At 69.7% G+C, this 13,641-nt stretch carries 10 protein-coding genes; 6 read left to right on the top strand and 4 right to left on the bottom strand.

Annotation, left to right across the window (positions count from 1 at the left end; all coding sequences use genetic code 11):
- The first annotated feature begins 298 nt into the window (after nucleotides 1–298).
- Together ACFXC1_RS20050 and ACFXC1_RS20045 are read left to right on the top strand one after the other, a co-directional pair.
- The gene (locus ACFXC1_RS20050; RefSeq protein WP_381244434.1) at nucleotides 299–2,800 is read left to right on the top strand and encodes a glycosyl hydrolase family 95 catalytic domain-containing protein; all 2,502 of its coding nucleotides are present in this window, start codon (nucleotides 299–301) and stop codon (nucleotides 2,798–2,800) included.
- A 36-nt stretch (nucleotides 2,801–2,836) separates the two neighbouring features.
- Nucleotides 2,837–3,550, top strand: coding sequence for a glycoside hydrolase family 12 protein (locus ACFXC1_RS20045; protein WP_019074788.1), 714 nt, complete (start codon nucleotides 2,837–2,839; stop codon nucleotides 3,548–3,550).
- A gap of 18 nt (nucleotides 3,551–3,568) precedes the next feature.
- On the opposite strand, the gene ACFXC1_RS20040 is transcribed toward ACFXC1_RS20045, so the two are convergent.
- The 3 genes from ACFXC1_RS20040 to ACFXC1_RS20030 form a co-directional block, all read right to left on the bottom strand.
- The gene (locus ACFXC1_RS20040) at nucleotides 3,569–3,946 is read right to left on the bottom strand and encodes a hypothetical protein (RefSeq protein ID WP_381244431.1); all 378 of its coding nucleotides are present in this window, start codon (nucleotides 3,944–3,946) and stop codon (nucleotides 3,569–3,571) included.
- A 109-nt stretch (nucleotides 3,947–4,055) separates the two neighbouring features.
- Nucleotides 4,056–6,098: a glycoside hydrolase family 31 protein gene (locus ACFXC1_RS20035; protein WP_381244430.1), complete on the bottom strand. Its 2,043-nt coding sequence runs from the start codon at nucleotides 6,096–6,098 to the stop codon at nucleotides 4,056–4,058.
- A 63-nt stretch (nucleotides 6,099–6,161) separates the two neighbouring features.
- Nucleotides 6,162–7,175, bottom strand: coding sequence for a LacI family DNA-binding transcriptional regulator (locus tag ACFXC1_RS20030; RefSeq protein ID WP_019074791.1), 1,014 nt, complete (start codon nucleotides 7,173–7,175; stop codon nucleotides 6,162–6,164).
- 265 nt (nucleotides 7,176–7,440) lie between these two features.
- Here ACFXC1_RS20030 and ACFXC1_RS20025 point away from each other — a divergent pair, with 265 nt between their 5' ends.
- Nucleotides 7,441–8,250, top strand: coding sequence for a GH12 family glycosyl hydrolase domain-containing protein (locus tag ACFXC1_RS20025; RefSeq protein ID WP_381244428.1), 810 nt, complete (start codon nucleotides 7,441–7,443; stop codon nucleotides 8,248–8,250).
- 111 nt (nucleotides 8,251–8,361) lie between these two features.
- Nucleotides 8,362–10,293: an acyl-CoA dehydrogenase family protein gene (locus tag ACFXC1_RS20020; protein WP_381244426.1), complete on the top strand. Its 1,932-nt coding sequence runs from the start codon at nucleotides 8,362–8,364 to the stop codon at nucleotides 10,291–10,293.
- A 7-nt stretch (nucleotides 10,294–10,300) separates the two neighbouring features.
- On the opposite strand, the gene ACFXC1_RS20015 is transcribed toward ACFXC1_RS20020, so the two are convergent.
- Entirely contained in the window at nucleotides 10,301–10,750 is a 450-nt protein-coding gene (locus tag ACFXC1_RS20015; protein WP_381244424.1) for a lamin tail domain-containing protein, read from the bottom strand.
- A 188-nt stretch (nucleotides 10,751–10,938) separates the two neighbouring features.
- Between ACFXC1_RS20015 and dxr the strand changes: the two genes are divergently transcribed.
- Both dxr and ACFXC1_RS20005 read left to right on the top strand, forming a co-directional pair.
- Nucleotides 10,939–12,207 (top strand): 1-deoxy-D-xylulose-5-phosphate reductoisomerase, encoded by a 1,269-nt coding sequence (gene dxr, locus ACFXC1_RS20010; RefSeq protein WP_381244423.1) that lies wholly within the window; start codon nucleotides 10,939–10,941, stop codon nucleotides 12,205–12,207.
- 8 nt (nucleotides 12,208–12,215) lie between these two features.
- Complete coding sequence (locus tag ACFXC1_RS20005; RefSeq protein ID WP_381244944.1) at nucleotides 12,216–13,508, top strand: M50 family metallopeptidase; 1,293 nt, start codon at nucleotides 12,216–12,218, stop codon at nucleotides 13,506–13,508.
- The last annotated feature ends 133 nt before the right edge of the window (nucleotides 13,509–13,641 follow it).

Here is a 13,641-nt window from a genome sequence, read left to right as displayed (position 1 = left end):
GTCAGGGGCGCGCGGGGGCGCTGGGGCCGTGTCCGAGGTGCGCGGGAGCGGTGGAGCCGTGCCTGACGCACGCGCGTCTGGAGGGGCTGTGTCAGGGGCGCGCGGGTGCGCTGGGGCTGTGTCCGAGGTGCGCGGGAGCGGTGGAGCCGTGCCTGACGCACGCGGGTCCGGAGGGGCTGTGTCCGAGGTGCGCGGGTTCGGAGGGGCTGTGTCCGAGGTGCGCGGGTTCGGTGGAGCTGTGTCCGAGGTGCGCGGGTCTGGTGGAGTCACGCCTGAGACATGTGGGTGCGATGGAGTCATGCCCGAGACACGCAGGTCTGGTGAAGCCGTGCCCGAGGCGCGCAGGTCCGGTGGTGCCGTGCCCGAGGCGCGCACCTCCGGTGGTGCCGCGCCCGAAGCATGCACCTCCGGTGGTGCCGTGCCCGAGGCGCGCAGGTCCGGTGGTGCCGCGCCCGAAGCAGGCAGGTCTGGTGAAGCCGTGCCCGAGGCGCGCACGTCCGGTGGTGCCGCGCCCGAAGCACGCACCTCCAGCGGAGCCACGCCCGACGCGCGCCGCTCCACCGACCCCACGCCCACCACCACCCCCCACCACGGCACCTGGGAGCCCACCCCGGCCGCCCGTTGGGAGGACGCCTTCCTCAGCGGTAACGGTCATCACGGCGCCCTCGTGTTCGGCGATCCGGACGACGAGCGAGTCATCGTCACCCACCACACCCTCGTCCGCCCGAACGGTGCCGAGCACGCCCGGCCGCCGCGCCTCGCCGCCGAACTCGCGGCGCTCCAGGAACGGTTGCTCGCCGGTGACCTCACGGCCGCCGAGGGCTTCACGGACGGCCGCCCGCTCCAGTGGGTTCAGCCCTTTCATCCGGCCTTCCAGACACGGCTGCGCAGCAGCCGGGCCGCCGCCGTGGAACGCGACTACCACCGCTCCGTCGACTTCACCACCGGCGAGACCACCGCCCACCGCGGCGACCGGCGCAGCCGCGTCTTCGTCTCCCGGGCCGACGACGTGATCGTCCAGCACGTCACGGCCCCCGATCTTACCCTCGACCTTGCCCAAGAGCATCAACTCCCGGGCGCGCCGGCCGGGTTGACCGTCGGCCACGGCACGCTCCTCACCCCGGACGGCGTACTGCTCAACCTCCGCGTCCGCTACCCCGACAGCGACCGCGCCTACACCGGAGTGACCCTGGCCGTGGTCACCGGCGGCACAACTCGGCTCGCGCCGACCGGAGTTCGTGTCACCGGCGCCACCGAGGTCCTGCTCCTCACCCGCGTACGACGTCACACCGGCGAACTGGACGTCGCGGCGGAGACCCGAGCCCTACGTGCCCTGCTGCCCGACGAGCGGGACGGGGACCGGCACCCCTACGACACCCTCCTCGACCGCCACCTCGCCCTCCACAGCACGGCCTACGACCGTGTCAACCTCGATCTACGGGCCGACACCACCGAACGCGCCCTCCCGGGCTCCGAGTTGCTCAAGCGGCCCAGCAGCCCCGCCCTCCTGGAACGCCTCTTCGCCGCAGGCCGCTACCACCTCCTCTCCGCCAGCGGCCTGCTGCCACCCCGCCTCACCGGCCTGTGGACCGGCGACTGGAACACAGCCTGGTCCGGGGCGTTCACCAACGACGCGAACCTCAACCTCCAGACCGCCTCCGCCGCCAGCGCCGCACTCCCCGAAGTCACCGACGCCCTCGCCTCCCTGATCCACCGTCAGCTCGGTGACTGGCGGGAGAACGCCCGTGCCGTCTTCGGCGCCCGAGGCGTCGTCGCGCCCGCGCACACCGACGGCGAGTCCGGGCTGTCGTACCACTTCAGCCGCGAGTACCCGCTGCACCTGTGGACCGCGGGCGCCGACTGGCTGCTCAAGCCGCTCGTCGACCACGACGAGACCCGCGGCGCACGCGACCCCCGCACCGCCGCCGCACTCGCCGAAGCCGCCTTGTTCTACGAGGACTTCCTCACGAGCGATCGCACCGACCCCGACGGCCGGCTGGTCGTCGTCCCCTCCTACTCGCCCGAGAACCGTCCCGCGAACGGCAGTTGGGGCGCGATCAACGCCGCGATGGACCTCTCCGCCGCCCGGCACGCGCTGCGCACCGCCGCCGACTACCACCCGGGCACCCCGGAGGCCGACCGCTGGCGCGCCCTCGCCGACCGGCTTCCGCCACACCGGGTCAACTCCCAAGGCGCGCTGGCCGAATGGGCGTGGCCGGGCCTGGAGGACACCTACGACCACCGCCACCTCAGCCACCTCTACGGCGTCTGGCCCCTCGACGAGATCAACCCCTACGACACCCCGGAGCTGGCGAGAGCCGCGCACCGCGCGCTCCAACTCCGGGGCGCCGAGAACGATTCGGCGCACGGCCACCTCCACCACGCGCTCGTCGCCGCCCGACTCCGTGACGGCGAACGGGTCGCGCACGCCCTCGGCCAGGTCCTCGACGGCGACTTCTTCCACGCCTCGCTGATGAGCGCGCACTACCCGAACCGCGATGTCTACAACGCGGACGCCGCGCACACGCTGCCCGGTGTGCTGATCGAGACGCTGGTGCAGTCGACGCCGGACCGGCTGGTCCTGCTGCCCGCGCTGCCGACTGCGTATCCGCGGGGTCAACTCACCGGCGTACGCACGAGGTTCGGGGCGGAACTCGATCTGACCTGGACGCCGGACACGGCCGTGGCCGTGCTCCGCCCCTCCCGCACCCACCGCGTCGAACTGCGGACTTCCTCCGGCACTCAGCCGCTCGAACTCGTCGCCGGAGAAGACCGCGTCCTCACCCTGGGGGCGCGGTAGCCACACCCAACTCCCCCCACCCATGGAAGGGACACCATGGCAACACGCACCCGCAGCAGGCTCGTCATGGCCCTGCTGGCCCCCGCCCTCGCGCTCGGCGCCACCGTCGGCCTCGCCTCGGCCCCCGCCTCCGCCGCCGTCTGGAGCTCCTGCGACCAGTGGGGCAGCACGACCCTGAACGGCTACACGCTCTACAACGACATCTGGGGCTCCGGCGCCGGCACCCAGTGCATCTGGGCCAACTCCGGTACCAACTGGGGCGTCACCGCCAACCACCCCAACACCGGCGGGATCAAGGCCTACCCCAACGCCAAGAAGGTGATCGGCAAGTCGATCACCTCGCTCGGCTCGCTCAAGAGCAGTTACAACGTCACGGTGCCGTCGTCAGGCGCGTACAACACGTCGTACGACATCTGGGACACCAACTACGCCTACGAGATCATGCTCTGGGTCAACAAGACCGGCGCGGTCGGCCCGCTCGGCACCTCGCAGGGCAGCCTGACACTGGGCGGTTCCACCTGGACCGTCTACAAGGGCAACAACGGCAGCAACGACGTGTTCTCGTTCGTCCGAAGCTCCAACTCCTCGTCCGGGACGATCGACATCCTGCCGATCCTCAAGTGGATCAAGGACACCAAGGGCTGGTTCGGCAACGTGACCATCGGGGACCTGCAGTTCGGCTTCGAGATCACGTCCTCGTCCGGCGGGCTCGCCTTCACCACCAACAGCGAGAGTGTCACCAGCAGTTGACGCACCCCGGCACCGCGCTCAGCCGCCCGGTCCCCGCACTCCGCGGGGGCCGGGCGGCTCCGCCACGACGAGCCCCGCGACCCAGCAGCCGAGAGCGGCGAGCACGAGGGCGCCGACCACCGGGTTGACGTAACCTGGGACGGTGTCGGACACGAAGCCGCCGCCGTCCTTCGTCTCGCAGACGAACCGCAGCGGCACGAAGTCCACCGAGTAGTCGATGACGTTCGAAGTCCGCTCGTCGTACTGCCCGTTGACGGTACGACAGGGCGGCAGCGGCGCCGAGCCGGTGCCGCCGTCCCCCACCTCCAGCAGCGCGCCCATGATGTGCAGCAGACCCCACAGATACAGGGCGAACGCGGCCAGGCCCGCCGCGCCGGCGAGCTTGCGTAGGACCATCGCAGGAGTCCACCAGAACAAGATCGGCACGGCTGTGACGGAGCCCACAGTTCCGCACAACGGAAGCGTCACGTCTCGGAGGGGAGTCCGAACTCCCCTCCACACACGGCTACTCCGCGACCGGCAGCGTCGCCCCGTCCCGCAGGAACAGCGGAATCCGGTCCAGCGGGGCGTCGACCGTCACGGCCGCGCCGCCCTCGTACGTCTCGCCCGTCCACGCGTCCGTCCACCACGCGCCCGCCGGGAGATAGACCGTACGGACCGTCGCACCCGCCGTCAGCACCGGAGCCACCAGCAGGTCGGGGCCGAAGAGATACGCGTCGTCGACCGACCAGGCCGCCTGGTCCCCGGGGAACTCCAGGAACAGCGGCCGCATGACCGGCAGCCCCTCCTCGTGGGCGGCCCGCATCACATCGAGGACGTAGGGCTCCAGGCGCTCGCGCAGCCGCAGGTACTTCTCCAGGATGGGGAGGGCCTGATCGCCGTACGACCAGACCTCGTTGGGGCCGCCCGTCATGTCGGGGCCCAGCGGCATCCCGGGGTCGCGGAAGCCGTGCAGGCGCATCAGCGGCGAAAGCGCGCCGAACTGAAACCAGCGGACCATGACTTCCCGGTACGCCGGGTCGTCCGGGTCGCCGCCGTGGAAGCCGCCGATGTCCGTGTTCCACCAAGGGATGCCGGACAGCGCGGTGTTGAGGCCCGCGGCGATCTGGCGGCGCAGGGTCGGGAAGTCGGTGCCGATGTCACCCGACCACAGCGCGGCGCCGTAACGCTGACTGCCCGCCCACGCCGAGCGGTTGAGGGTGATGATCTCCGATTCCCCCTCAGCCAGCAGTCCTTCGTGGAACGTACGGGAGTTCTCGGCCGGATAGATGTTGCCGACCTCCAGGCCCGGACCCGCCCAGTAGCGCAGGTTCTCCTGGAAGCCCGGCTTCAGTTCCGGCTCGCAGGCGTCCAGCCAGAAGGCCGTGATGCCGTACGGCGCAAGGTAGTTGTCGCGGATCTTCGACCACAGGAACTCGCGGGCCCCGGGGTTGGTCGCGTCGTAGAAGGCCACCTGGACGGTCGACGCGACGCCCTTGTCCGGCCAGTCGGCGTGGGCCATCGGCCCGTACTGCGTGCCGATCAGATGGCCGCGCTGCTCCAGTACTGAGTGGTTCTCGCTCAGGGGCGACACCGACGGCCAGACGCTGACCACCAACTTCACGCCCAGCTCGTCGAGTTCACGCACCATCGCCGCCGGGTCGGGCCACTCCGCCGGGTCGAACTTCCAGTCGCCCAGGTGCGTCCAGTGGAAGAAGTCGCAGACGATCGCGGAGAGGGGCAGTTCGCGGCGCTTGTACTCCCGCGCCACGGCGAGGAGTTCGGCCTGGGTGCGGTAGCGCAGCTTGCACTGCCAGAAGCCCGCCGCCCACTTCGGCAGCATCGGCGTACGGCCCGTCACCGCGCTGTAGCGGCGCTGGCCGTCGGCCGGGTCGCCGGCGGTGATCCAGTAGTCGATCTGCCGGGCCGAATCGGCCACCCAGCGTGTGCCGTTGCCGGCCAGCTCGACCCGGCCGATCGCCGGGTTGTTCCACAGCAGGGTGTAGCCACGGCTGGAGACGAGCACCGGGATGCCGACCTCGGCGTTGCGCTGGACCAGGTCGAGGACCAGCCCCTTCTGGTCCAGCTTCCCGTGCTGGTGCTGCCCGAGGCCGTACAGCTTCTCGTCCTCGTACGCGGCGAAGCGCTGCTCCAGGCGGTGGTGGCCGTTGCCGACTGCCGTGTAGAGCCGCGAGCCGGGCCACCAGAAATGGGCGCGGGCCTCCGCGAGGAGTTCGGCGGAGTCCTCGGTGCGCAGGAAGCGGATCAGCCCCTCGGCGTCGACGTGGACGGTCAACTCGCCCACGGTCAGGGTCCCTTGACCGTCCTCGATCTTCACGCCGGCCTCGGTGGCCGGTGCCTGGTCCAGGAGCGCGCCCGGCAGCCCGTCGAGCAGCGGTCCGCCGAGCCGGGCCCGCACCCGTACCGCGTCCGGACCCCAGGGCTCGATCCGTACGGTCTCCTGACGCCCGCTCCACTCCAGCGCGCCGTCCCTCTCCCGGAACGTTCCGACGGTGGGGGAGGACTGCGCGAGACTGACCTCGGACTGGATTACTGCAGGCTGATTCACGAGGAGTGCTCCTGGAAGAAAGCAGGCAGGGGGTAACCGCACAAACACGTGGAGCGTGGCTGGTCAAGAAGCTGACGGCGCCGGCCCCGTACTCGCCCGCACCGTCAACTCCGGTGCGATCAGCACGACTTCGTCGCTGCCGCGGCCGTCCAGCTTGGCCACCAGGTGCTCCACGGCGTAACGCCCCATCTCCTGCGCGGGGATGGCGACGGACGTCAGCCGCACCGAGGCCTGGGTGGCGACCTGGTCGGGGCAGACCGCGACCACCGACACGTCCTCCGGCACCGCCCGGCCCTGCTGGCGCAGCAGCGCGAGCAGCGGCTCGACCGCCGACTCGTTCTGCACGACGAAGCCCGTCGTGCCCGGGCGCTCGTCGAAGATCCGGGCCAGCGTCACCGCCATCGCGTCGTACCCGCCCTCGCACGGCCGGTGCAGTACCCGGAGGTCCAACTCCCTTGCCCTGGAACGGAGTCCGTCGAGGGTGCGCTCGGCGAAACCGGTGTGCCGCTCGTAGACCGCGGGCGCCTCGCCGATGACAGCGATGTCGTGGTGACCGAGCTTCGCGAGGTGCTCGACGCACAGCGCGCCGGTCGCCCCGAAGTCGAGGTCGACGCAGGTCAGTCCGGTGGTGTCGGCGGGGAGGCCGATGAGTACGGAGGGTTGGTCGGTGCCGCGCAGCAACGGCAGCCGTTCGTCGGCGAGTTCGACGTCCATCAGGATCATCGCGTCGGCGAGCCCGCTGCCGGTGACCCGGCGGACCGCGTCGGGGCCCTCCTCGCCGGTGAGCAGCAGCACGTCGTAGCCGTGCAGCCGGGCGGTGGTCGCCACGGCGATGGCGATCTCCATCATCACCGGTACGTACATGTCCGTGCGCAGCGGCACCATCAGCGCGATGATGTTCGACCGGCTGCTGGCCAGGGCGCGGGCGCCCGCGTTCGGGTGGTAGCCCAGCTCGCGGATGCTCTGCTCGACCCGCTGCCGGGTGGCTCCGGAGATGGACCGCTTGCCGCTGAGGACATAGCTCACCGTGCTCGCCGAGACTCCGGCGTGCTGGGCGACCTCGGCGAGGGTGACCATCCAGCTCTCCAAGCTTTGTGAAGCGCTTCGACAGTGCGCGTTGCTGACAAGGGCGGGTGGGGGTGGTTCGACATTAGCTTCAGGCGGTGTGGGTGTCCATAGGGTGTCGAAGCGCTTCGACACTTTCTCCGAAGACCCGGCTCAACGGGGTGCCCCGGGGATTCTCCGCGCGGGAAAGACAACCTCCGGGCGGGTCGGCGACCACTGGAAGGTCGTAACGGCCGCCGATGGGCCGTAGACGAACCGTCCCCCGGAAGGACCCCCGATGCAACACCGCAGGCCCCGCCTCTCGAAGAAGGCGAATGCGCTGGCCGCCGCCTCGGTTGCGCTCACGGCGCTCGCCGGGGTGACCGTCGCCCAGGCGGGCGGGACGAGCAAGAGGTGCGGGGCCTTCGACACCGTCACGCTCGGCAAGTACTACGTGAACAACAACCTCTGGGGCCAGGACAAGGCCACCGGCAGCCAGTGCGTCTGGGACGACTCCCGGTCGGGGTCCGCGATTTCGTGGGGTACGTCCATCAGCCGGGCCAACAACGGCAAGGGCGCCGACGCGGACGTGAAGTCGTACGCCAGTACCGTCCTCGGCCGGCACTGGGGCTGGAAGGTCGACAAGGCGACCACCGGCCTGCCGATCCGGGTCGGCGACCGCAAGCCGGTGAAGACCAGCTGGGACTTCTCGCTCAGCGGCAATCCCGGCACGCTCGACGTCGCCTACGACCTGTGGCTGCACGCCAAGAACACCGCCGGCTGGGCCGACCAGCCCACGGACGAGATCATGATCCGGCTCGACCGGCAGGGCGGCGCCGGCCCGCTCGGCACCAAGTACGGCAGCGTCAGCCTCGACGGCACCATGTGGGACATCTACCAGGGCAACATCGGCTGGAACGTCTACTCCTTCGTCCGCACCGCCAACACCACCAAGGCCACCCTGAACATCGACGACTTCACCCAGGCCCTGGTCCGCCGCAAGCTGCTGAGCAACGACAAGTACCTCTCCGGCATCGAGTCCGGCACCGAGGTCCTCAAGGGTTCGGGGCGCCTTGACACCAAGACGTACTCCGTCGACATCGGCTGAACGGACGCGCGAAGGGTGGCCGCTTCGCGGCGGATCGGGTAGATACGAACGGGTAGCACCCATCGGTAACCACAGAGCGCCGAGGGTCCGATTCGCGGCGAGGTGAGCCTCATGTCCGCTCCACCCAGCAAACCCACCGTCACCGAGCGGGAAGCCCGGCAGGTGGCGGAGGCCGCCCGGGAACAGGACTGGCGCAAGCCCAGCTTCGCCAAGGAACTGTTCCTCGGCCGCTTCCGGCTCGACCTCATCCACCCCCACCCGCTCCCGCCCGACGAGGACGTGCGGCGCGGCGAGGAGTTCCTCGCCAAGCTGCGGGTCTTCTGCGAGACGGAGATCGACGCCGCCCGCATCGAACGCGAGGCCCGCATCCCCGACGAGGTCATCGCCGGCCTCAAGGAGCTCGGCGCCCTCGGCATGAAGATCGACACCAAGTACGGCGGCCTCGGCCTCACCCAGGTGTACTACAACAAGGCGCTGGCCCTGGCGGGCTCGGCCTGCCCGGCGGTCGGCGTGCTGCTCTCGGCGCATCAGTCGATCGGCGTACCGCAGCCGCTGAAACTGTTCGGCACCGATGAGCAGAAGGCCGAGTTCCTGCCGCGCTGCGCCCGCACCGACATCAGCGCCTTCCTGCTCACCGAACCGGACGTCGGCTCCGACCCGGCGCGGCTCGCGACCAGCGCGGCGCCGGACGGGGACTCCTACGTCCTCGACGGGGTGAAACTCTGGACCACCAACGGCGTGATCGCCGACCTCCTGGTCGTGATGGCCCGGGTGCCGAAGAGCGAGGGCCACAAGGGCGGCATCACGGCCTTCGTCGTGGAGACCGACTCGCCCGGCATCACCGTCGAGAACCGCAACGCCTTCATGGGCCTGCGCGGCATCGAGAACGGCGTCACCCGCTTCCACCAGGTCCGGGTGCCCGCCGCCCACCGTATCGGCCCCGAGGGAGCGGGCCTGAAGATCGCCCTCACCACCCTCAACACCGGCCGACTCTCCCTCCCCGCGTCCTGCGTCGCGGCGGGCAAGTGGTGTCTGAAGATCGCCCGCGAGTGGTCGGCGGCCCGTGAGCAGTGGGGCAGGCCGATCGCCGAGCACGAGGCCGTCGGCAAGAAGATCTCCTTCATCGCGGCCACGACCTTCGCCCTGGAGGCCGTACTCGACCTGTCCAGCCAGATGGCCGACGAGGACCGCAACGACATCCGCATCGAGGGCGCGCTCGCCAAGCTCTTCGCCTCCGAGATGGGCTGGCTGATGGCCGACGAACTGGTCCAGATCCGCGGCGGCCGCGGCTTCGAGACGGCCGAGTCCCTCGCGGCCCGCGGCGAGAAGGCGGTCCCCGCCGAACAGGTCCTGCGCGACCTCCGCATCAACCGCATCTTCGAGGGCTCGACCGAGATCATGCACCTCCTCATCGCCCGCGAGGCCGTCGACGCCCACCTCACGGTCGCCGGTGACCTCATCGACCCCGACAAGTCCCTTTCGGACAAGGCGAAAGCGGGCGCCAACGCGGGTGTCTTCTACGCCAAGTGGCTCCCGAAGCTGGTCGCGGGCAGCGGCCAACTCCCCGGCACCTACGGCGAGTTCCGCCACGGCATCGACCTCTCCAAGCACCTTCGCTACGTCGAGCGAAACGCCCGCAAGCTGGCCCGCTCCACCTTCTACGCCATGTCCCGCTGGCAGGGCCGCATGGAGACCAAGCAGGGCTTCCTGGGCCGGATCGTCGACATCGGCGCCGAACTCTTCGCGATGAGCGCGGTCTGCGTACGGGCCGAACTCCTGCGCACCCAGGGCGAACACGGCCGCGAGGCCTACCAACTCGCCGACGCCTTCTGCGAACAGTCCCGCATCCGCGTCGAGGAGCTCTTCGGCCGGCTGTGGACCAACACCGACGACCTCGACCGCAAGGTGGTCAAGGGAGTCATGGGCGGCGCGTACACATGGCTGGAGGAGGGCATCGTCGACCCGTCGGGCGAGGGCCCGTGGATCGCCGACGCCTCCGCCGGTCCGAGCAAGGTGGACAACGTGCACCGAACCGTCGACTAGCCCCGGATCAGCAGTACTTGTCGCTCGGATCCCGCGTCGTCCAGGAGCAGGTGTCGACCTTGCTGCCGGTCGCTCTGGTCAGCGTCGCCGTGTCGCTGGTGTTGTTCCAGACATAGGCACCGCGGTTCTGGTACGTGTTCGACGCGGTGTCCGAGCCCTTGCCGGTGTGCACCTTGATGTACTTGCCGGCGCCGATCTTGATGTTCTTGAAGACGTACCGGTGGTTCGAGACGTCCTTGAGGACCCACCCCTTGAGCGAGATCGCCGACCGGCTGGTGTTCGTGATCTGCACCCACTCGCCGTTGAGGCTCGTGTTGGACCGGTTGTCCGAGCCCGGGCTGTCGAACCAGACGTGGTAGATCGTGACCCCGCCGGCGGCCTCGGCCGGGGTGCTCAGCAGGGTGCCGGTGAGTATCGCGGCGCCCGCGAGCGCGGGCAGGGCAGTGCGTATCCGCATGGAGAATCCCCCCAGGATGTCGTCCACTGGCCGGTCGTCCACCGGCGCAGGAAAGAAGTGTTATCACACGACCTTCACGCCGTATTCACAAAGGGGGATTTCCCTTCAATCACCGACGAGAGCCGATAAGCCACCCGCGCGAGGGAACCGCTGTCCACCTGGCCACCCGTTGCGGCAACAATGGAGGGATGAGCGACAGTCCAGCACCCCTCGCCGACCCACATCTCGTCTACGACCCCGTCGTGGGCGACGGTCCCAAGGCCCTGGTGATCCTCGGCTCCACCGGGTCCATCGGCACCCAGGCCATCGACCTCGTGCTGCGCAACCCGGACCGCTTCCGGGTCACCGCACTCTCCGCCAACGGCGGCCGGGTCGGGCTCCTCGCCGAGCAGGCGTACCGGCTCAGGGTGCGGACGGTCGCGGTCACCCGCGAGGCCGCCGTACCGGCACTGCGCGAAGCGCTCACCGCGCAGTACGGCACCGGGGAGCCGCTCCCCGAGATCCTCGCCGGTCCCGACGCGGCCACCCAGGTCGCCGCCTCCGACTGCCACACCGTGCTGAACGGCATCACCGGCTCCATCGGCCTCGCGCCCACCCTCGCCGCCCTGGAGGCGGGCCGCGTCCTCGCGCTCGCCAACAAGGAGTCGCTCATCGTCGGCGGCCCGCTGGTGAAGGCCCTGGCCAAGCCCGGCCAGATCATCCCGGTCGACTCCGAGCACGCGGCCCTCTTCCAGGCCCTCGCGGCCGGTACCCGGGCCGATGTCCGCAAGCTCGTCGTCACCGCGTCCGGCGGCCCCTTCCGCGGCCGTACGAAGGCCGAACTGGCGAACGTGACGGTCGAGGACGCCCTCGCGCACCCCACCTGGGCCATGGGCCCGGTGATCACGATCAACTCGGCGACCCTGGTGAACAAGGGGCTCGAAGTGATCGAGGCGCACCTGCTGTACGACATTCCCTTCGATCGCATTGAGGTGGTCGTGCACCCGCAGTCGTATGTCCACTCGATGGTGGAATTCAACGACGGATCTACGATTGCCCAGGCGACGCCCCCCGACATGCGCGGGCCGATCGCCATCGGGCTCGGCTGGCCCGAGCGGGTCCCGGACGCGGCACCCGCGTTCGACTGGAGCAAGGCCTCGACGTGGGAGTTCTTCCCGCTCGACACCGAGGCGTTCCCCTCCGTGGGCCTCGCCCGGCGTGTGGGACAGCTCGCGGGCACGGCCCCGGCGGTGTTCAATGCGGCGAACGAGGAGTGCGTGGAGGCGTTCCGCGCGGGCGCGCTGCCGTTCAACGGAATCATGGAGACGGTGACACAGGTGGTCGAGGAACACGGGACACCGGTCACGGGAACCTCGCTCACCGTGGCGGACGTCCTCGAAGCGGAGACCTGGGCACGCGCCCGGGCCCGCGAACTGACAGCGCAGACGACCACGGCGAACGCGGAGGCGCGTGCATGACAGCCCTGATGATGATCCTCGGCATAGTCGTCTTCGCGGTCGGCCTGCTGGTCTCGATCGCCTGGCACGAGCTGGGACATCTCTCCACCGCGAAGCTCTTCGGCATCCGGGTGCCCCAGTACATGGTCGGCTTCGGCCCGACCATCTGGTCCCGGAAGAAGGGCGACACCGAGTACGGGTTCAAGGCCATCCCGTTCGGCGGCTACATCCGCATGATCGGCATGTTCCCGCCCGGCGACGACGGCCGGATCACCGCCCGCTCCACCTCGCCCTGGCGCAGCATGATCGAGGACGCCCGCTCGGCGGCCTTCGAGGAACTCCAGCCCGGCGACGAGACCCGCCTCTTCTACACCCGCAAGCCGTGGAAACGGGTCATCGTGATGTTCGCGGGCCCCTTCATGAACCTCATCCTGGCGGTGGCGCTCTTCCTCACCGTCCTGATGGGCTTCGGCATCTCGCAGCAGACCAACACGGTCAGCTCGGTCTCCCAGTGCGTGATCGCGCAGAGCCAGAACCGCGACACGTGCAGGTCGACCGACCCGGCCTCCCCGGCCGCCGCCGCGGGCCTCAAGGCGGGCGACAAGATCCTCAGCTTCAACGGCGTGAAGACGACCGACTGGAACAAGCTGTCCGACCTGATCCGCGCCGCCCCCGGCAAGACGGTCGCGATCGTCGTCGAGCGCAAGGGCCAGGACGTCACCCTGCACGCGAAGATCGCTTCCAACCAGGTCGCCAAGAAGGACTCCAGCGGCCAGATCGTCCAGGGCCAGTACGTCACCGCCGGCTTCCTCGGCTTCAGCGCGGCCACCGGCATCGTCCGCCAGGACTTCGGCGACTCGGTCACCTGGATGACCGACCGCCTCGGCGAGGCCGTCGACTCCATCGCGGCCCTCCCCGGCAAGATCCCGGCCCTGTGGAACGCGGCCTTCGACGGCGCCCCCCGCCAGGCCGACTCCCCGATGGGCGTGGTCGGCGCGGCCCGCGTCGGCGGCGAGATCTTCACCCTCGACATCCCGCCCACCCAGCAGCTGGCCATGGCCCTCATGCTGGTCGCCGGCTTCAACCTCTCCCTGTTCCTCTTCAACATGCTCCCGCTGCTCCCGCTCGACGGCGGGCATGTCGCGGGCGCCCTGTGGGAGGCGCTGCGCCGCAACCTGGCGAAGGTGCTCAAGCGCCCGGACCCGGGCCCCTTCGACGTGGCGAAGCTGATGCCGGTCGCGTATGTCGTTGCAGGGATCTTCGTCTGCTTCACGTTGCTCGTCCTAGTGGCGGACGTGGTTAACCCGGTGAAAATCTCCTAGTCATTCGTAGTTTGTGGCGGCCTCACATCCTTGATGTGAGTGGTGGCCGCGGAATATGTGTTTGTTTTTGGGGGGGTGTTGGTGGGCGGGCCGGGGAGTCTTTTTATAATGATCGTTTGAGAGAGTCTGGTTG

The organism is Streptomyces hokutonensis (genome assembly GCF_042751305.1).
Lineage (GTDB): Bacteria > Actinomycetota > Actinomycetes > Streptomycetales > Streptomycetaceae > Streptomyces > Streptomyces hokutonensis_A.
Note: the sequence above shows the minus strand (reverse complement) of the source record. Positions and strands in the feature narration are given on the sequence as shown.